The 18,089-nt window shown below is 71.8% G+C and carries 17 protein-coding genes; all 17 read right to left on the reverse strand.

All coding sequences use genetic code 11. From position 1 onward, the window contains the following. Positions 1 to 30: 30 nt before the first annotated feature. The 17 genes from CLV46_RS09085 to fmt all read right to left on the reverse strand — a co-directional run bounded on the left by CLV46_RS09085 (position 31) and on the right by fmt (position 18,084). A complete protein-coding gene (locus CLV46_RS09085; RefSeq protein ID WP_100364476.1) occupies positions 31 to 1,488 on the reverse strand; it encodes a glutamate synthase subunit beta in 1,458 nt (485 codons plus the stop codon). Beyond that, positions 1,481 to 6,058 carry a glutamate synthase large subunit gene (gene gltB / locus CLV46_RS09090; protein WP_100364477.1) on the reverse strand — a complete coding sequence of 1,526 codons (4,578 nt, stop codon included), beginning with the start codon at positions 6,056 to 6,058 and terminating at the stop codon, positions 1,481 to 1,483. Before gltB ends, CLV46_RS09085 begins: the two co-directional genes overlap by 8 nt. 106 nt (positions 6,059 to 6,164) lie before the next feature. Beyond that, entirely contained in the window at positions 6,165 to 7,187 is a 1,023-nt protein-coding gene (gene lgt / locus CLV46_RS09095; RefSeq protein ID WP_100364478.1) for a prolipoprotein diacylglyceryl transferase, read from the reverse strand. A gap of 37 nt (positions 7,188 to 7,224) precedes the next feature. After that, positions 7,225 to 8,019 carry a tryptophan synthase subunit alpha gene (gene trpA, locus CLV46_RS09100; protein ID WP_100364479.1) on the reverse strand — a complete coding sequence of 265 codons (795 nt, stop codon included), beginning with the start codon at positions 8,017 to 8,019 and terminating at the stop codon, positions 7,225 to 7,227. Beyond that, positions 8,016 to 9,227 (reverse strand): tryptophan synthase subunit beta, encoded by a 1,212-nt coding sequence (trpB, locus tag CLV46_RS09105; protein ID WP_100364480.1) that lies wholly within the window; start codon positions 9,225 to 9,227, stop codon positions 8,016 to 8,018. Before trpB ends, trpA begins: the two co-directional genes overlap by 4 nt. Then, on the reverse strand, positions 9,224 to 9,997 hold the full coding sequence (gene trpC / locus CLV46_RS09110; RefSeq protein WP_100364481.1) for an indole-3-glycerol phosphate synthase TrpC: 774 nt from the start codon (positions 9,995 to 9,997) through the stop codon (positions 9,224 to 9,226). Before trpC ends, trpB begins: the two co-directional genes overlap by 4 nt. Next, positions 9,998 to 10,225: a DUF6704 family protein gene (locus CLV46_RS09115; RefSeq protein ID WP_100364482.1), complete on the reverse strand. Its 228-nt coding sequence runs from the start codon at positions 10,223 to 10,225 to the stop codon at positions 9,998 to 10,000. It lies immediately after the preceding gene. A 40-nt stretch (positions 10,226 to 10,265) separates the two neighbouring features. Beyond that, a complete protein-coding gene (locus CLV46_RS09120; protein ID WP_100364483.1) occupies positions 10,266 to 10,868 on the reverse strand; it encodes a Trp biosynthesis-associated membrane protein in 603 nt (200 codons plus the stop codon). Further along, positions 10,865 to 12,382 carry an anthranilate synthase component I gene (locus tag CLV46_RS09125; protein WP_100364484.1) on the reverse strand — a complete coding sequence of 506 codons (1,518 nt, stop codon included), beginning with the start codon at positions 12,380 to 12,382 and terminating at the stop codon, positions 10,865 to 10,867. The genes CLV46_RS09120 and CLV46_RS09125 overlap by 4 nt, the downstream gene beginning before the upstream one ends. Continuing rightward, entirely contained in the window at positions 12,379 to 12,753 is a 375-nt protein-coding gene (hisI, locus tag CLV46_RS09130; RefSeq protein WP_211282171.1) for a phosphoribosyl-AMP cyclohydrolase, read from the reverse strand. Before hisI ends, CLV46_RS09125 begins: the two co-directional genes overlap by 4 nt. After that, positions 12,750 to 13,511, reverse strand: coding sequence for an imidazole glycerol phosphate synthase subunit HisF (gene hisF / locus CLV46_RS09135; protein ID WP_100364485.1), 762 nt, complete (start codon positions 13,509 to 13,511; stop codon positions 12,750 to 12,752). Before hisF ends, hisI begins: the two co-directional genes overlap by 4 nt. Then, positions 13,511 to 14,350: an ATP phosphoribosyltransferase gene (gene hisG, locus CLV46_RS09140; RefSeq protein ID WP_100364486.1), complete on the reverse strand. Its 840-nt coding sequence runs from the start codon at positions 14,348 to 14,350 to the stop codon at positions 13,511 to 13,513. Before hisG ends, hisF begins: the two co-directional genes overlap by 1 nt. 44 nt (positions 14,351 to 14,394) lie before the next feature. Next, positions 14,395 to 14,658, reverse strand: coding sequence for a phosphoribosyl-ATP diphosphatase (locus tag CLV46_RS09145; RefSeq protein ID WP_100364487.1), 264 nt, complete (start codon positions 14,656 to 14,658; stop codon positions 14,395 to 14,397). Between the two features lie 70 nt (positions 14,659 to 14,728). Beyond that, positions 14,729 to 15,097, reverse strand: a complete 369-nt coding sequence (locus tag CLV46_RS09150; protein ID WP_100364488.1) for an FKBP-type peptidyl-prolyl cis-trans isomerase — start codon at positions 15,095 to 15,097, stop codon at positions 14,729 to 14,731. Between the two features lie 52 nt (positions 15,098 to 15,149). Further along, entirely contained in the window at positions 15,150 to 15,818 is a 669-nt protein-coding gene (rpe, locus tag CLV46_RS09155) for a ribulose-phosphate 3-epimerase (RefSeq protein ID WP_100364489.1), read from the reverse strand. After that, positions 15,815 to 17,170: an RsmB/NOP family class I SAM-dependent RNA methyltransferase gene (locus CLV46_RS09160; protein WP_100364490.1), complete on the reverse strand. Its 1,356-nt coding sequence runs from the start codon at positions 17,168 to 17,170 to the stop codon at positions 15,815 to 15,817. Before CLV46_RS09160 ends, rpe begins: the two co-directional genes overlap by 4 nt. After that, entirely contained in the window at positions 17,167 to 18,084 is a 918-nt protein-coding gene (gene fmt, locus CLV46_RS09165) for a methionyl-tRNA formyltransferase (protein WP_100365980.1), read from the reverse strand. Before fmt ends, CLV46_RS09160 begins: the two co-directional genes overlap by 4 nt. Positions 18,085 to 18,089 lie beyond the last annotated feature (5 nt).

The following is an 18,089-nucleotide window of genomic DNA, read 5'->3' on the forward strand; positions in this document are numbered from 1 at the left end:
TGGTGTGTTCGGAGGGAGGTGGAGCGGCGCTCAGACGGAGATCGCACGGTCGGTGGGACGCACCGGCGCGGGCAGTTCCGTCTCGCCTTCAAGGTAGCGGTCCACCGCGGCGGCGGCGGCGCGCCCCTCGGCGATGGCCCAGACGATGAGCGACTGGCCGCGACCGGCGTCGCCCGCGACGAACACGCCGGCCTCACTCGTCTGGTAGTCGTCGTCGCGCCCCACGTTGCCGCGACCGTCGAACGGCACCCGCAGCTGCTGCTCGATCGTGTCGCGCTCCGGGCCGGTGAAGCCGAGCGCGAGCAGCACGAGGTCGGCCGGGATCTCACGCTCGGTGCCCGCCTTCGGCACGCGGCGCCCGTCGAGGTACTCGGTCTCGGCGACACGGATCGCGCGGACTTCGCCCGCCTCGTTGCTCAGGAACTCGACCGTCGAGGCGAGGTAGACCCGCTCGCCGCCCTCCTCGTGTGCACTCTGCACCTCGAAGAGGGTGGGGTTCATCGGCCACGGCTGGTTCTCGGGACGCTCACTCGGCGGCTGCTGGCCGATGGCGAGGTTGGTCACCGACAGTGCGTGCTGACGGTGCGCGGTGCCGATGCAGTCCGCACCGGTGTCACCGCCGCCCAACACGACCACGTGCTTGCCCTCGGCCGAGATCTGCTCGGGCACGTCGTCGCCCGCGCCGGCCTTGTTCTGCTGCACGAGGTAGTCCATGGCGAAGTGCACGCCCATGAGGTCGCGACCCGGGATCGGCAGGTCGCGCGGCACCGTCGCGCCGGTCGCGACCACGACGGCGTCATAGCGCGCCTTGAGGTCGTCCCAGCTGATGTCGACGCCGATCTCGACGCCGGCCCGGAAGCGCGTGCCCTCGGCCTGCATCTGCGCGAGACGGGCCTCGAGGTGCTTCTTCTCCATCTTGAAGTCCGGGATGCCGTAGCGCAGCAGACCGCCGATGCGGTCCTCACGCTCGTACACCGCGACCGTGTGGCCGGCGCGCGTGAGCTGCTGCGCGGCGGCGAGGCCGGCGGGACCGGACCCGACGACCGCGACGGTCTTGCCGGTGAGGCGCTCCGGCGGGTGCGGCGTGACCCATCCGTTCTGGAACGCCTGGTCGATGATCGAGACCTCGACCTGCTTGATCGTCACGGGAGGCTGGTTGATGCCGAGCACGCACGCGGATTCGCACGGTGCCGGGCAGAGCCGCCCGGTGAACTCCGGGAAGTTGTTCGTCGCGTGGAGGCGCTCGATCGCGGTGCGCCCCTCGCCGCGCCACGTGAGGTCGTTCCACTCCGGGATCAGGTTGCCGAGCGGGCAGCCCTGATGACAGAACGGGATGCCGCAGTCCATGCACCGGCCGGCCTGACGGCGCAGCTCGGCGGAGTCCTGCTGTTCGTAGACCTCTTTCCAGTCCATGAGTCGCAGCGCGACGGGACGGCGACGCGGCAGCTCTCGCTGCGGCGTCTTGAGGAAGCCCTTGGGGTCAGCCACCGGTCACCTCCAGGATCCGGTTCCACACGATGTCGCCGTCGGGGTCGAGCCCTTCATCGACGGCGGTCTGACGGGTTGCGAGCACGGCCGCGTAGTCACGCGGCAGCACCTTGACGAACCGTGCGACGGTCGCCTCGAAGTCGTCCAGCATCCGCGCGGCGAGGGCGGAGTCGGTCTCCGCGACGTGCTGACGGAGCACATCGCGCAGGATCTCGACGTCGCCGCTGCCGAGCGGCGAGAGCAGCAGCTCTCCGCTCGCGAGGGCGTCGCGGTTCACGCTCTCCTCGCGCAGGTCGTACACGTACGCGGTCCCGCCCGACATGCCCGCGCCGAGGTTGCGGCCGGTGCTGCCGAGGATCACGGCGAGCCCGCCGGTCATGTACTCGAGCGCGTGGTCGCCCACGCCCTCCACGACCGCGGTGGCGCCGGAGTTGCGCACGAGGAACCGCTCCCCCACGATTCCGCGCAGGAACATGCTGCCTCGCGTCGCGCCGTAGCCGATCACGTTGCCGGCGATGACGTTGCGCTCGGCCGGGTAGACGCTGTCGCGGTGCGGACGCACCACCACGCGGCCGCCGGAGAGTCCCTTGCCGACGTAGTCGTTCGAGTCGCCCTCGAGGCGCAGCGTGATGCCGCTCGGGAGGAACGCGCCGAGCGACTGGCCCGCGGTGCCGTGCAGGGTGATGTCGATCGTGCCCTCGGGCAGACCGTTCTCACCGTGACGCACGGTCACCTCGTGACCGAGCATGGTGCCGACCGCGCGCTCCGTGTTGCGGATGCCGCGCTCGAGCTTCACCGGCGTGCCGTGCTCGATGGCGTCGGCCGCGGCCCGGATGAGGTCGCGGTCGAAGTGCTCGTCGAGCTCGTGGTCCTGCTGCACGCGGTTGGTGCGCGGCTCGTCGTCGGCGAAGTCCGGTCCGATGAGGATCGGGGTCAGATCGAGGCCGTCGGTCTTCCAGTGGTCGATCGCCCGACGGGTGTCGAGCAGTTCGTGGTGGCCGATGAGCTCGTCGAGGCTGCGGAAACCGAGCTCGGCGAGGTACTCGCGCACCTCCTGGGCGAGGAACTCGAAGAAGTTGACCACGAACTCGGGCTTGCCCGAGAAACGGGCACGCAGCTCCGGGTTCTGCGTCGCGATGCCGACGGGGCACGTGTCGAGGTGGCAGACCCGCATGAGGATGCAGCCCTCCACGACGAGCGGTGCGGTCGCGAAGCCGTACTCCTCGGCGCCGAGCAGCGCCGCCACGATCACGTCGCGACCGGTCTTCATCTGGCCGTCGACCTGCACGACGACGCGGTCCCGCATGCCGTTGAGCATGAGGGTCTGCTGCGTCTCGGCGAGACCGAGCTCCCACGGGGTGCCGGCGTGCTTGAGCGAGTTGAGCGGGCTCGCGCCGGTGCCACCGTCGTGGCCCGAGACGAGCACGACGTCGGCCTTCGCCTTCGTCACACCCGCCGCGACCGCGCCGATGCCCGACTGGCTCACGAGCTTCACGTGCACGCGAGCCTGCGGGTTCGCGCGCTTCACGTCGAAGATCAGCTGCTTGAGATCTTCGATCGAGTAGATGTCGTGGTGGGGCGGCGGCGAGATGAGCCCGACGCCCGCGGTGCCGTGGCGGGTGCGCGCGATCCAGGGGTAGACCTTGCTCGCGGGCAGCTGCCCGCCCTCGCCGGGCTTCGCCCCCTGCGCCATCTTGATCTGGATGTCCGTCGCATGCGTGAGGTACATGCTCGTGACGCCGAAGCGACCCGAGGCGACCTGCTTGATGGCGCTGCGCCGCTCCGGGTCGAGCAGACGCTCGACCTCTTCGCCGCCCTCGCCGGTGTTGCTGCGGCCGCCGAGGCGGTTCATCGCGATCGCGAGCGTCTCGTGCGCCTCCTTGCTGATCGATCCGTAGCTCATCGCGCCGGTGTTGAACCGCTTGACGATCGACTCGATCGGCTCCACCTCGTCGAGCGGGATGGGCGGACGCACGCCGGTGCGCAGCTCGAAGAGCCCGCGCAGGGTCATGAGCTCGGCCGCCTGCTCGTCGACGAGGCGCGTGTAGTCGCGGAAGATGTCGTACCGGCGCGCGCGGGTGGAGTGCTGGAGCCGGAACACCGTGTCGGGGTTGAACAGGTGCGGCGGGCCGCCGCGGCGCCACTGGTACTCGCCGCCGGTCTGCAGCCGCTCGTGGGCGACGACCGCGCCGTCCTCCGGGTACGCGGCCGAGTGACGCGCCGCGTTCTCGGCGGCGATGACCTCGATGCCGACTCCGCCGAGCAGCGTGGAGGTGCCGGTGAAGTACTGGTCGACGAACTCGCGGCTGAGTCCGACAGCCTCGAACGCCTGGGCGCCGGCGTAGGAGCTCACGACCGAGATGCCCATCTTGGACATGATCTTGAGCACGCCCTTGCCGAGCGCCTTGATGAGGTTGCGCACCGCCTTCTCGGGCGTGACGCCCTGCAGCGTGCCGTTACGCACGAGCTCTTCGGCCGTCTCCATCGCGAGGTACGGGTTGATCGCCGAGGCGCCGTAGCCGACGAGCAGCGCGACGTGGTGCACCTCGCGCACGTCTCCGGCCTCGACGATGATGCCGACCTTCATGCGCGTCTCGCGACGGATGAGGTGGTGGTGCACCGCTGCGAGCATGAGCAGCGACGGCACCGGCGCGAGGTCGGCGTTCGAGTCGCGGTCGGAGAGCACGAGGAACTGCGCGCCCCGCTCGATCGCCTCGTCGGCCTCGCGGCACATCTGGGCGATGCGCTTCTCCATCGCCTGCGGGCCGTCGTCCACGCGGTACAGGCCGCGGATGGTCGTGGTCAGGTGGCTGCCGGGCCGCGGGTCGATGTGCTGGATCTTCGCGAGCTCGTCGTTGTCGATGACCGGGAAGTCGACCGTCACCTGGCGCGCGTGCTCGGGCGTCGCGTCGAGCAGGTTGCGCTCGGGACCGATGCCGAGCCGCATCGAGGTGACGACCTCTTCGCGGATCGAGTCGAGCGGCGGGTTCGTCACCTGCGCGAACTGCTGGGTGAAGTAGTCGAAGAGCAGCCGGGGCCGCTTCGAGAGCACCGCGATCGGCGTGTCGGAGCCCATCGCGCCGAGGGGTTCGGCGGCGTTCTTGGCCATCGGCCCGATGAGGATGCGCACCTCCTCCTCGGTGTAGCCGAACGTGCGCTGACGACGGGTGACCGACGCGGGGGTGTGCACGATGTGCTCCCGCTCGGGCAGGTCCTTGAGGTCGATCTGGCCCTGCTCGAGCCACTCGCCCCATGGGCGCGCTGCGGCGAGCTCGGACTTGATCTCGTCGTCCTCGATGAGCCGGCCCTCGACCGTGTCGACGAGGAACATCTTGCCGGGACGCAGGCGGCCCTTGCGCACGACGCGGCTCGGATCGACGTCGAGCACGCCGATCTCGCTCGCGAGCACGACCAGGCCGTCGTCGGTGACGAGGAACCGTCCGGGACGCAGACCGTTGCGGTCGAGCGTCGCGCCGACGAGCGAGCCGTCGGTGAAGACGAGGGCGGCGGGGCCGTCCCACGGCTCCATGAGCATCGAGTGGTACTCGTAGAACGCGCGGCGGGCCGGGTCGAGATCGGTCTGGTTCTCGTACGCCTCGGGGACCGTCATCATCATCGCGTGCGGCAGCGAGCGACCGCCGAGGTTGAGCAGTTCGATGACCTCGTCGAGCGAGGCGGAGTCGCTCGCGCCCGGGGTGACGATGGGCAGCACCGGCGAGAGGTCGCCGAGCAGCTCCGACTCGAGCTGGCTCTGCCGCGCGCGCATCCAGTTGCGGTTGCCCTGCACGGTGTTGATTTCGCCGTTGTGGGCGATCATGCGGAACGGCTGGGCGAGCGGCCACGACGGGAAGGTGTTCGTGGAGTACCGGGAGTGCACGAGCGCGAGCTTCGAGGCGAACCGCTCGTCGCTCAGGTCCGGATAGAACGGCTCGAGCTGCAGGGTCGTGACCATGCCCTTGTAGACGAGCGTGCGGCTCGACAGGGAGGGGAAGAACACCTCGACCTCGCGCTCGGCGCGCTTGCGCAGCCGGAACGTCTGACGGTCGAGCACGATGCCCGCGTGCGGGGCCCCGGTCGCGTCGCGGCGCTCCGAGGCGAGGAAGAGCTGCTCGAACGCCGGCATGGCCCCGCGGGCGAGGTTGCCGAGGTGTTCGGGCGCGACGGGCACCTCACGCCAGGTGAGCACCCGCAGGCCCTCCTCGACGGCGAGTTCGCCGATGCGCGCCTTGACGGCCGCGCGGGCGTCCTCGTCGACCGGCAGGAACGCCATGCCGACGGCGTACTGGCCGACCGGCGGCAGTTCGACGCCGGCGACGGCGCGCAGGAACGCGTCGGGGATCTGCGTGATGATGCCCGCACCGTCACCGGTGCCGGCATCGGAGCCGACCGCGCCGCGGTGCTCGAGGTGGCGCAGCGCGTCGAGCGCGGCGTCGATGATGTCGTGCCCCGCCGTGCCGCGCAGGGTCGCGACCATGGCGAGCCCGCATGCGTCGCGCTCGTTGCGCGGGTCGAACATGCCGGTCGCCTGCGGAACCAGGCCGAAGCGCTGGAAAGTGGGCGTGAGAGCCATGACTACCGTCCTCACGTAGGTACTGCCGGGGGGACGACGCTGGCCCGCGGGTGGGACGCCATCCGGGACGGATGGCAGGGGGTGACGGCGCTCGGGTGGAACGTGCCTAGGACTTGGTGCCTGCGCCGCTTGTGGCGGGCGTCTCGGTGGACTCCTCGGCGACGTCGCCGATCTCGTCTTCTTCCGAGTAGGTGTCGTCCGAGTCTACCTCAGCCGAACGCTCCGGCTCGCGACCGGGCATGTACGGCCCCGGTTCGCGTCCCGGGTGGCGTCGCGACTGCACGAACAGGATGACCACGCCGATGAAGATGGCGAGGAATGCGCCCCAGACGTTCGACCGGATGCCGAGGAACAGCTCGCTCGGATCCACCCGGATCGACTCGAACCACGAGCGACCCAGCCCGTACCAGATGAGGTAGAGGCCGAAGACCTTGCCCCACTGCAAGCGGTACTCGCGTTCGATGAGCAGGATGAGGACCACGCCGAACAGGTTCCAGAGCATCTCGTACAGGAACGTCGGGTGGAACAGGGTTCCGTCCTCGAGCCCGGCCGGGAAGGCCGGGTTGCTCGACTCGATCTCGAGACCCCACGGCAGGTCGGTCGGCGTGCCGAAGAGCTCGTGGTTGAAGTAGTTGCCGAGGCGACCGAGCGCCTGCGCGACGAGCAGCCCGGGCGCGAGGGCGTCCGCGAAGGTCCAGAAGCGCAGGCCCGAGAGGCGGCAGCCGATCCAGGCGCCGACCGCTCCGCCGACGAGCGATCCGAAGATCGCGATGCCGCCGTTCTGGATGGCGAGGATCTCGAGCGGGTTCTTGTCCGCGCCGAAGTAGTCGTCGGGGTGCGTGAGCACGTGCCACGCCCGCGCGCCGATGATGCCGAAGATGATGGCCCACAGCGCCACGTCGAGCACGGCGCCACGATCGGTGCCGCGCCGGTGCAGTCGGGCATCCGTGATGAGGGCCGCGGCGACCATGCCCAGCAGCAGGCAGATCGCGTAGGTGTGGATGCGGATGTCGAACGGCAGATCCCAGCCGAAGGCGTCACGGAGCCACTCGGACACGTTGAACAGCACCTGCCACTGCGGGTCGGGGCTCGGAATGCTCGAGTGGAGGAGCGAAAGCGGCGAGAACACCTACGCGGTCACCTTTCTGGGAACGACGGCCATCAGCCTAGTGTGCGTGCGGAGCGCGGGCGCCCGCGGCGAGGGCGGCGGCGACGCGCGCCACCTCGGGCACCCCACCGTCGGCGAGGGCGGAGACGAGCGCGGAACCGACTATCGCTCCGTCACCGTACTCGAGCACCTCGGTCACCTGCGCGGCCGTGGAGATGCCGATGCCGACGCACGCGTTCTCGGCTCCCGCCTCGCGCAGTCGCGCGACGAGCCGCCGGGCGGCCGCGTCGACGTCCTGCCGGGCGCCCGTGATGCCCATGGTGGAGACGGCGTAGACGAAGCCGCGGCTCGCGGCGACGGTGGCGCGCAGGCGTTCGTCGCTCGAGCTCGGTGCGGCGAGGAACACCCGCTCGAGCCCGGTGGTGTCGCTCGTCGCGATCCACTCGTCGGCGGAGTCCGGGGTGATGTCGGGGGTGATGAGACCGGCGCCGCCCGCGTCGCGGAGGGTCACGGCGAAACGCTCGACCCCGTACTGCACGACGGGGTTCCAGTAGGTCATCACGAGCACCGGCGCGTCGACCCGCGCGCGGATGCGCTCGACCGCGGTGAAGACGTCGCGCAGGCGGAAGCCGGCGCTCAGCGCCGCCTGGGTGGCGCGCTGGATCGCGAGGCCGTCCATGACCGGGTCGGAGTAGGGCACGCCGAGCTCGAGGGCGTCGACGCCGTTCTCGACGAGGGCGACGGCGGCTTCGACGCTCGTGTCGAGGTCGGGGAATCCGACCGGGAGGTAACCGATGAGCGCTCCCCCGCCCGCCTCGCGGCGGGCGGCGATGGTGTCGGCGACGTGGATCACTCCTGCACCGCCCCGTCGTCGAAGAGCCCGAAGTAGCGCCCGGCGGTCGCGACGTCCTTGTCGCCGCGTCCGCTGAGGTTCACGAGGATCACGGCGTCGGGGCCGAGTTCGCGTCCGAGCCGCAGCGCCCCGGCGAGGGCGTGGGCGGATTCGATCGCGGGGATGATGCCCTCGGTGCGGCTGAGCAGACGCAGCGCCTCCATGGCCTCGGCGTCGGTCGCGGGCAGGTACTGCGCGCGGCCGATGTCGGCGAGGTGCGCGTGCTCCGGGCCCACGCCCGGGTAGTCGAGCCCGGCCGAGATCGAGTGCGACTCGAGGGTCTGCCCGTCGTCGTCCTGCAGCAGGTAGCTCCGGGCGCCGTGCAGCACGCCGGGACGCCCGCGCTCGATCGACGCGGCGTGGCGTTCGGTGTCGACCCCGTCGCCGGCGGCCTCGAAGCCGTACAGGGCGACGTCGGCGTCATCGAGGAAGGCGTGGAAGATGCCGATCGCGTTCGATCCGCCGCCCACGCACGCGACGACCGCATCCGGAAGCCCGCCGGTCAGCTCGAGCACCTGCGCGCGGGCCTCCTCGCCGATGATCTTCTGGAAGTCGCGCACCATGGCCGGGAAGGGGTGGGGGCCCGCGGCGGTGCCGAAGACGTAGTTGGTGGTCTCGACGCTCGTGACCCACTCGCGGTAGGCCTCGTTGATCGCGTCCTTCAGGGTGCGCGAGCCGGTCGTGACCGGCACGACCTCGGCGCCGAGAAGCCGCATGCGGGCCACGTTGAGCGCCTGGCGCTTCGTGTCGACCTCGCCCATGTATATGCGGCACTCGAGCCCGAACAGGGCCGCGGCCGTCGCGGTGGCGACCCCGTGCTGTCCGGCGCCGGTCTCGGCGATCACCCGTGTCTTGCCGATGCGGCGGGTGAGCAGCGCCTGGCCGAGCACGTTGTTGATCTTGTGGGAGCCGGTGTGGTTGAGGTCTTCGCGCTTGAGGATGACGCGCGCTCCCCCGGCGTGCTGCGCGAAGCGCGGCACCTCGGTGATGATCGAGGGCCGGCCGCTGTAGCTGCGGTGCAGCTCGGCGAGCTCCGCCTGGAACTCCGGGTCGTTCCGCGCCGCCTCGTACGCGGCGGCGAGTTCATCGATCGCGGCGATGAGCGACTCGGGCATGAAGCGCCCGCCGTACTCGCCGAAGAACGGACCGGACTGATCGCGCAGGCTCATGATGCCGCCAGGAAGGATTCGAGGGTGGAGACGGGGTCGCCCGTCACGAGGGCTTCGCCGACGAGCACGACGTCCGCTCCCGCCGCGCGGTAGTGCGCGACGTCGGCCGGTGAGGTGACGGCCGACTCGGCGATCTTGACGACTCCGGCGGGGATGGCCGGGGCGAGCTCGCCGAACAGGTCGCGGTCGAGGTCGAAGGTGCGCAGGTCGCGCGCATTGACGCCGATGACCTCGGCTCCGAGGTCGATGGCCCGGCTCACCTCGTCGGCGCTGTGCGTCTCGACGAGCGCGGTCATGCCGAGCTGACGGATGAGGTCGTGCAGTTCGGCGAGCAGCGGCTGCTCGAGCGCCGCCACGATGAGCAGCACGAGGTCGGCGCCCGCGGCGCGCGCCTCGAACACCTGGTACGGGTCGGCGATGAAGTCCTTGCGCAGCACCGGGAGCGACACCGCGGCACGCACGCGTTCGAGGTCGTCGAGCGATCCGCGGAAGCGCCGCTGCTCGGTCAGCACGCTGATCGCGCTCGCGCCGCCGCGCTCGTAGCGCGCCGCCAGGTCGGCGGGGTCGGGGATCTCCGCGAGGTCGCCGCGGGACGGGCTCGCGCGCTTGACCTCGGCGATGATCTTCACCCGCTCGGAACGGGCGAGGGCGGCGCGCGCGTCGAGGGCGGCGGGGCGCGCGAGGGCGGCCGCCTCCACGCGGTCGAGCGGCGTCAGCTCGCGCCGCGCCGCCGCGTCTTCGAGCGAACCCTCGACGAGTGAGTCCAGCACCTAGGAGTGCGCCTTCGCGGAACGCTCGCCGCCGACGCCGTAACCGAGCTTCTTGAGCACGGCGCCGACGATGAGGCCGACGAGCACGAGCCCGGCCGACGCCCACACGAGCCAATAGACCTCGAAGAAGAAGGCGCTCGTGCCGATCGCGAACGCGACGAGCATGATGATGACAGCCGTCCAGGCGGCGGGCGAGTTGCCGTGGCCGCCTTCGTCTTCTACCGACACGGGGCTCCTTCGGGAGTCGAGGGGGTGGGGTCGATCGAGTCTACCGGGCGGGGCGGGGGTCCTCGGGCGGCGTGGCGTCGCCCGTGGGGTCATCTCCCCCGGTCAGGGCGTCCCAGTCGTCCACCGCGCCGCGGGGGGCGTCGGCCGACTCCATGCGGCTGAAGCGCCGGGTCTGACCCGGCCAGCGCCGCGCCGTCGCCGCGACGGCGAGTCCCGCGAGCACGCCGAGGATGCCGACCGCGATCGTCACGGCGGGCCAGGCGGTCGGCTGCACGGAGGCGATGAGCGAGAGGACCGCATCCGTCCCGGCGACGCCGGTCTGCTCGGTGACGGCGCCGGCGACCGTGCGCACCGGGGCGCCCAGCGCGAGACCCGCCGAGAGGAGCACGCACCCGGCGAGCACCGCCTGCAGCGCTCCGAGCACGAAGCGGAAGAACGGTCCGGCGAGGGCGAGCGCGGCGACGAGGGCGAGCCCGGCGAGGCCGAACGCCGCGAGGGCCGGCGCCGCCTGGTCGCCCGCCACCGTGACCGCGCCGTCGTCGAGCGCGACCTCGAACCACGTCTGCGTCCACGAGAGCAGGGCGAGCCCGTCGACCACGGCGATCGCGGCGAGCAGCGAACCCTTGAGCCGGGCGGGGGTCACCGCACCCGCCGCAGCGCGTTGGCGATCGCCACGGCCCGCAGCGGAGCGGCGGCCTTGTTCTGCGCCTCCTGGTGCTCGGTGAGCGGGTCGGAGTCCGCCACGAGCCCCGCTCCGGCCTGCACGCGGGCCACGTCGCCCTGCAGCAGCGCCGTGCGGATGGCGATCGCGAGATCGGCGTCGCCCGCGAAGTCGAAGTAGCCGACGACCCCGCCGTAGACGCCCCGCTGCGCGGGTTCGAGGTCGTCGATGATCTCGAGGGCGCGCGGCTTCGGCGCGCCGGAGAGCGTCCCGGCCGGGAACGTCGCCCGGAAGGCGTCGACGGCGTCCGCGTCGTCGCGCAGTTCCCCCTCGACCGACGAGACGATGTGCATGATGTGGCTGAACCGCTCCACCTGCATGAACTCGGTCACCTCGACGGTGCCGGGACGGCAGACGCGCTGCAGGTCGTTGCGGGCGAGGTCGACGAGCATGAGGTGCTCCGCGCGCTCCTTCGGGTCGCGCAACAGCTCGTCGGCGAGTTCGGTGTCGCGCTCCGGCGTCTCGCCGCGCGGGCGGGAGCCGGCGATCGGGTGGGAGAACACCCGTCCCCGCTGCACCTTGACGAGGGCCTCCGGCGAGGAGCCGACGATCGCGTACCGCTCGCCTGTGGGATCGACGAGGCTCAGCAGGTACATGTACGGGCTCGGGTTGAGCGTGCGCAGCACCCGGTACACGTCGATCGGCTCGGCGGTCAGCTCGTGGTCGAACCGCTGCGAGATGACGACCTGGAACACGTCGCCGTCACGGATGTGCTGCTTCGAGCGTTCGACCGCGGCCTGATAGTCGGCCGGCTCTACGCGGGGCCGCGGGGTCGGGACGGTGCCGGGGTCCACCTCGTGCAGCCACGCCTCCGTCGGCTGAGCGAGGGCGCTCTGCATCGCGTCCAACCGTTCCTGCGCGGCGGCCCACAGCGTGTCGGCCTCGTCGGTGCCGTCGTTGAGCGCCGTCGCCACGAGCGAGAGCGTCGCCGTGCGGTGGTCGACCACGACGAGTTCCGACGCGAAGGCGAGCGCCTGGGCGGGAACGGCGAAGTCGGCGACGGGCGGATGCGGCAGGCGCTCGAGCTGACGCACCGCCTCCCAGCCGATGAAACCGACGAGACCGCCGGTGAGCGGCGGGAGCCCGTCGCGGCGCGGGGTGTTCCAGCGTTCGTGGAGGGCCGCGAGGGCCTCGAGCGGCGCCGACGGTGCGTCCGCACCGAGCGCGCGGTCGGCGTCGATCCCGGTGGCCAGCCACTCGGCGAGACCGTCGCGTTCGGTCAGCACGCCGAACGACGAGACGCCGACGAACGAGTACCGCGACCAGATGCCGCCCTGCTCCGCCGACTCGAGCAGGAAGCTGCCCGGTCGTCCGTCGGCGAGCTTGCGGTAGATGCCTACCGGGGTCTCCCCGTCGGCGAACAGGTCGCGCAGCACGGGCACGACCCGGTCGCCGGCGGCGATCCGCTCGTCGAACTCCGCTCGTGTGGTGCTCATGCGACCTCCCCGATGACCGGCTGCAGCGGGTGGGTGTCGAAGCACGCGTGCGCCCCGGTGTGGCAGGCTGCGCCGACCTGGTGCACGGTGACGAGCAGTGTGTCGGTGTCGCAGTCGAAGGCGGCCGCCCGCACGTACTGCGCGTGGCCGGAGGTGTCGCCCTTGCGCCAGTACTCCTGACGCGAGCGGCTCCAGAACGTGACGCGGCCCTCCGTGAGGGTGCGGCGCAACGCCTCCGGATCCATGTACCCGAGCATGAGCACCTCGCGGGTGCCCTCCTCCTGGATGATCGCGGGCAGCAGCCCGTCGGAGCCGAAGGTGGCCACGGCGAGGGCCTCCTCCGCGGTCATCGGGGTCGTCGCATCCGTCATCGCACCAGTACTCCCGCCTCGGCGAGGCCGCGCTTGACCTCGCCGATCGTCATCTCGCCATTGTGGAACACACTCGCGGCGAGCACCGCGTCGGCTCCCGCCGCCACGGCGGGCGGGAAGTGCTCGACCGCTCCGGCACCGCCGGAGGCGATGACGGGCACCGAGCTGACGGCGCGCATCGCCGTGACGAGTTCGAGGTCGAAGCCGTTCTTGGTGCCGTCGGCGTCGATCGAGTTGACGAGCAGTTCGCCAGCGCCCCGCTCGATCGCCTCCCGCGCCCAGGCGAGGGCGTCGAGGTCGGTGAGGGTGCGTCCGCCGTGCGTGGTGACGACGAAGCCGGAGGGCGCCGCCTCCGATCGGGTGATGTCGAGCGAGAGCACGAGCACTTGCGCGCCGAAGCGGTCGGCGATCTCGTCGACGAGTCGCGGGCGGGCGATCGCGGCGCTGTTCACGCCGACCTTGTCTGCGCCGCTCGCGAGCAGCCGGGCGACGTCGTCGGTCGTGCGGACCCCGCCGCCGACGGTGAGCGGGATGAACACCTGCTCGGCCGTCGCCTGCACGGTCTCGTACATCGTGGCGCGGTCGTCGACCGTCGCGGTGACGTCGAGGAAGGTGATCTCGTCGGCGCCCTGCTCGAAGTACCGGCGCGCGAGTTCGACCGGATCGCCCGCATCACGCAGGTTCTGGAAGTTCACGCCCTTGACGACCCGGCCGGCCGCCACGTCGAGGCAGGGGATGACCCGGACGGCGATGGACATCAGATCCTCGCCGCGTGGATCTGACTGACGAGGATGGCCCGGGCGCCGAGCTCGTAGAGCTCGTCCATCACCTGGTTGGTGTTCTCGCGCGGCACCATCACGCGGACGGCGACCCATTCGCGGTCGCGCAACGGCGACACGGTGGGCGATTCGAGGCCCGGGGTGATCGCGACGGCCTGTTCGATGAGCGTCGCCGGGAGGTCGTAGTCCATGAGCACGTACCGGCGGGCCACGAGCACGCCTTGCAGGCGGCGTTCGAGCGTCGAGAGTCCGGGCACCTCGCGCGGGGCGCCGATGAGCACCGCCGTCGACTCGAGGATGACCGGGCCGAAGATCTCGAGGCCCTGCTTGCGCAGGGTGGACCCGGTCGAGACGACGTCGGCCACGGCGTCCGCGACGCCGAGGGCGACGGCGGACTCGACCGCCCCGTCGAGCTTGACGAGCTGCGCGGAGACGCCCTCCCGCTCGAGGAACGCCCCGACGAGGCCGGTGTAGCTCGTCGCGACGCGCACGCCCTCCAGGTCGGCGAGACCCGAGAAGCGACCGGCGGGGCCGGCGAAGCGGAACGTCGAGCCGCCGAAGTCGAGGGCCGCGATCTCGGTCGCGGCGGAACCGGAGTCGAGCAGCAGGTCGCGGCCGGTGATGCCGACGTCGAGGGCGCCCGACCCGACGTAGGTGGCGATGTCGCGGGGACGCAGGTAGAAGAACTCGACCCCGTTGCGGTGGTCGGGCACGATCAGTTCGCGGGTGTCACGCCGGGTGGCGTATCCGGCCTCGTCGAGCATCTCGACGGCGGTCTCGGAGAGGGAGCCCTTGTTGGGCACAGCGATGCGCAGCATGGTGGAGTCGTTTCTCGGGGGGACGGACGGGACGGGAGCGGACATCACAGATGTCGGTACACGTCCGCGGGCGTCAGGCCCTTGGCGACCATGAGCACCTGCAGGTGGTAGATCAGCTGACTGATCTCCTCGGCGGTCTCGTCGTCGCTCTGGTACTCGGCCGCCATCCACACCTCGGCGGCCTCTTCCACGATCTTCTTGCCGATCGCGTGCACGCCCGCGTCGAGCTCCGCGACGGTGCCGCTGCCCGCGGGGCGGGAGACGGCCTTCTCGCTGAGCTCGCCGAAGAGGGCGTCGAAGGTCTTCACGGTTCCAGGCTATCGGTCGGCGGACATGCCGCGGGCCGCCCTTCCGGGCGGCCCGCGGTCGATCCGGGTGTTACTTGACGTCGAGCAGGTCGATCACGAACACGAGGGTCCGTCCCGAGAGGCGGTGTCCGCCGCCGGCGGGCCCGTAGGCGAGGTGCGGCGGGCAGACGAGCTGGCGGCGGCCGCCGACCTTCATGCCGGGGATGCCCTCCTGCCAGCCCTTGATGAGGCCGGCGAGCGGGAAGGTGATCGACTCGCCGCGGTTCCAGCTCGAGTCGAACTCCTCACCGGTCTCGAAGTCGACGCCGAGGTAGTGCACCTCGACGTTGGCGCCCGGCTGCGCCTCGGCGCCGTCGCCGACGGTGATGTCGGTGATGACGAGTTCGGTCGGGGCCGGGCCCTCGATGAAGTCGATCTCGGGCTTGGTGGCTTCAGTCATGAGCCCATCCAACCAGACCTGCGGGCCGTCGCGGCGCCCTCGCACCCCATCTTCAGTGCGCGTGGGTGTGCGCCTGCGCGGCCGCGCGCAGCGTCGCGATCGCCGCCACCGGGTCGTCGGTGCCGAAGACGCTCGATCCGGCCACGAACGTGTCGGCTCCCGCCTCCGCCGCGATGCCGATCGTCTTCTCCGAGATCCCCCCGTCGACCTGCAGCCACACGTCGAGGCCGGCCGCCTCGCGGGCGGCGCGCAGTCGTTCGAGCTTCGGCATCACGGAGTCCATGAACGACTGGCCGCCGAATCCGGGCTCGACGGTCATCACGAGCACCTGGTCGAACTCGGGCAGCAGGTCGAGGTAGGGGTCGACGGCGGTGCCCGGCTTGAGCGCGATGCCCGCGCGCGCGCCGATCTCGCGCAGTCGACGGGCCACGGCGACGGGGTCGGCGGCGGCCTCGGCGTGGAAGGTGACCGAGTACGCCCCGGTCTCGGCGTACCCGGGCGCCCAGCGGTCGGCATCCTCGAGCATGAGGTGCACGTCGAGCGGCAGCTCCGACACCTGCTGCAGGCGTTCCACCATCGGCAGCCCGAAGGTCAGGTTGGGCACGAAGTGGTTGTCCATCACGTCGACGTGCACGAGGTCCGCAGTGGGGATGCGCGTCAGCTCGTTCGCGAAGTCGACGAAATCGGCGGCCAGGATGCTCGGATTGATGCGCACGGTCACCGGTTCACCCTAGCGAGCAGCTGGATGAACATCCCGTCGGTGCCGTGGCGGTGCGGCCACAACTGCAGGTGGGCGCCGTCGACCGTCGGCAGCGGTTCCCGGGTGACGCCGCGGAGGGCGGAGGCGGTGTCGACGGCGACGAGCCCGTGCCGCTCGACCGCCTCCTGTACCGCGGGCCGGGTCTCGGCGAGGTGCGGTGAGCAGGTCACGTAGGCGAGCAGTCCGCCCGGCTTGAGCGCCTTCGCCGCCGAGGCGACGAGTTCGAGCTGGAGCGCCGTGAGGGCCGCCACGTCCGCGGGGCTCTTGCGCCAGCGCGCCTCCGGTCGCCGCCGCAGGGCTCCGAGCCCGGTGCAGGGCGCGTCGAGCAGGATGCGGTCGAACGCGGCGGGCTGCTCGTCTCCGATCGTGCGTCCGTCACCCACCCGCACCTCCGGTCGCGGATCCAGGGCGGCGACGGCCCGTTCGACGAGTCCGGCGCGTGCGGGGACGACCTCGTTCGCGACGAGCGTCGCACCGCCGAGCGCGGCGTCGGCGCCGAGCAGGGCCGACTTGCCGCCAGGGCCGGCGCACAGGTCGAGCCAGCGCTCGCCCGGCTCGATGGCCCGGGCGCGGCTCAGGGCGAGCGCCGCGAGCTGAGACCCCTCGTCCTGCACGCGCACTCTGCCCGCCGCGACAGCGGGCACGCGGGACGGGTCGCCCGAGGCGAGCGCGACGCCGACCGGCGACCAGCGGGTCGGCTCCCCCGCCTCCTCGACACCCGCGAGTCCGGGGAGGGCGGCGAGGGCGACGCGCGGTGACGCGTTGTCGGCCGCCAGCAGCTCGGCGAGCTCGTCCGCGCGGTCCTCCGCGGCGAGGGCGCGTCGCAGCGCACGGATGATCCACACCGGGTGGGCGTGCTCGAGGGCGAGACGCTCGTCGTCGCTGCGTGCGGTCGCGAGCACCCGCCCGGTCCACTCCTCCGGCGTGGAACGGTCGATCGCGCGCAGCACCGCGTTGACGAAGCCGGTCGCCGAGCGGCCGGCGACGGATGCGGTGAGCGACACGGACTCGTCGACGGCGGCGTGCGAAGGGGTGCGCATGGCGAGCAGCTGGTGCGCGCCGATCCGGAGCACGTCGAGCACGGGCGGGTCGATCCGGTCGACCGGCCGCCCGGCGGCCAATTCGACGACCCGGTCGTAGTAGTTCAGCCGGCGCAGGGTGCCGTAGGTGAGCTCGGTCGTGAGCGCCGCATCCGCCGTCGACAGGCGCGCGCGCTCGATCTTCGTCGGCAGCAGCAGGTTGGCGTAGGCGTCGCTCGAGCGCACCGCGTCGAGCACCTCGAACGCGATGCGACGGGCGGGTTGCACGCTCATGCGGCCACGTGCTCCGCGTCGGCGTCGAGGCCGCGCCACCAGTCCGCCGCCGCCATCGCGGTGCGCCCCGCGGGCTGCACGCGCACGAGTTCGACGGCGCCGTCGGGCGTGCCGACCAGCACGCGCTTCGCCGCGAGGGCGAGTCGGCCGGCGGGGAGCGGGGGTGCGTCGTGCGCGACGGCGGCGTCGAGGATCTTGAGACGTTGACCGTCGACCTCGGTGTGGGCGCCCGGTTCGGGCGTCACGCCGCGGAAGCGGTCGATCACCCGGCGGGCGGGCTCGCCGAAGTCGAGTCGGCCGTCGGCGATCGTGAGCTTCGGGGCGAGCGTCACCTCCCCCGATTGCGGCTCCGCGACGGCCGTGCCGTCCGCGAGCGCGTCCACGGTGCGTGCCAGCAGCTCGGCGCCGTCGACAGCGAGCGAGTCGAGAAGACGACCCGCGGTCTCGTGGCGGCCGACCGGTCGCGACATCCGCGCGAACACGTCCCCGGCATCCAGTTCGGGCACGAGCTGGAAGACGCACGCGCCCGTCACGTCGTCGCCCGCGATGAGGGCGTGCTGCACGGGCGCGGCACCGCGCCAGCGCGGCAGCAGCGAGAAGTGCAGGTTGATCCAGCCGAGCCGGGGCGCGGAGAGCAGCGGCTCCCGCACGAGGCCGCCGTACGCGACGATGACGCCGAGGTCGGGCTCGAGGGCGATGAGCTCGTCGGTGACCGGAGCGAGGCGGTTCGCCTTCACCACCCGGACTCCGCGCTCGGCGGCGACGTCGGCGACCGGCGTCGGGGTGAGGATGCGCTTGCGCCCCTGCGGGGAGTCCTCGCGCGTGAGCACCGCCGCGACCTCGTGCCGCGAGGCGAGCAGCGCGTGCAGCGACGGCACGGCCGCGGCGGGACTTCCGGCGAAGACGAGGCGCAGTGCGG

It is taken from the genome of Diaminobutyricimonas aerilata, from assembly GCF_002797715.1.
GTDB classification, from domain to species: domain Bacteria; phylum Actinomycetota; class Actinomycetes; order Actinomycetales; family Microbacteriaceae; genus Diaminobutyricimonas; species Diaminobutyricimonas aerilata.

Excerpts from the sequence above, each read along its gene's own strand:
- hisI (WP_211282171.1), bottom strand. The coding sequence starts at position 12,753 with ATGACGGATGCGACGACCCCGATGACCGCGGAGGAGGCCCTCGCCGTG.
- CLV46_RS09150 (WP_100364488.1), bottom strand. The coding sequence starts at position 15,097 with ATGACTGAAGCCACCAAGCCCGAGATCGACTTCATCGAGGGCCCGGCC.
- trpB (WP_100364480.1), bottom strand. The coding sequence starts at position 9,227 with ATGAGCCTGCGCGATCAGTCCGGTCCGTTCTTCGGCGAGTACGGCGGG.
- hisG (WP_100364486.1), bottom strand. The coding sequence starts at position 14,350 with ATGCTGCGCATCGCTGTGCCCAACAAGGGCTCCCTCTCCGAGACCGCC.
- gltB (WP_100364477.1), bottom strand. The coding sequence starts at position 6,058 with ATGGCTCTCACGCCCACTTTCCAGCGCTTCGGCCTGGTTCCGCAGGCG.
- CLV46_RS09125 (WP_100364484.1), bottom strand. The coding sequence starts at position 12,382 with ATGAGCACCACACGAGCGGAGTTCGACGAGCGGATCGCCGCCGGCGAC.
- hisF (WP_100364485.1), bottom strand. The coding sequence starts at position 13,511 with ATGTCCATCGCCGTCCGGGTCATCCCCTGCCTCGACGTGGCGGCCGGC.
- CLV46_RS09160 (WP_100364490.1), bottom strand. The coding sequence starts at position 17,170 with ATGAGCGTGCAACCCGCCCGTCGCATCGCGTTCGAGGTGCTCGACGCG.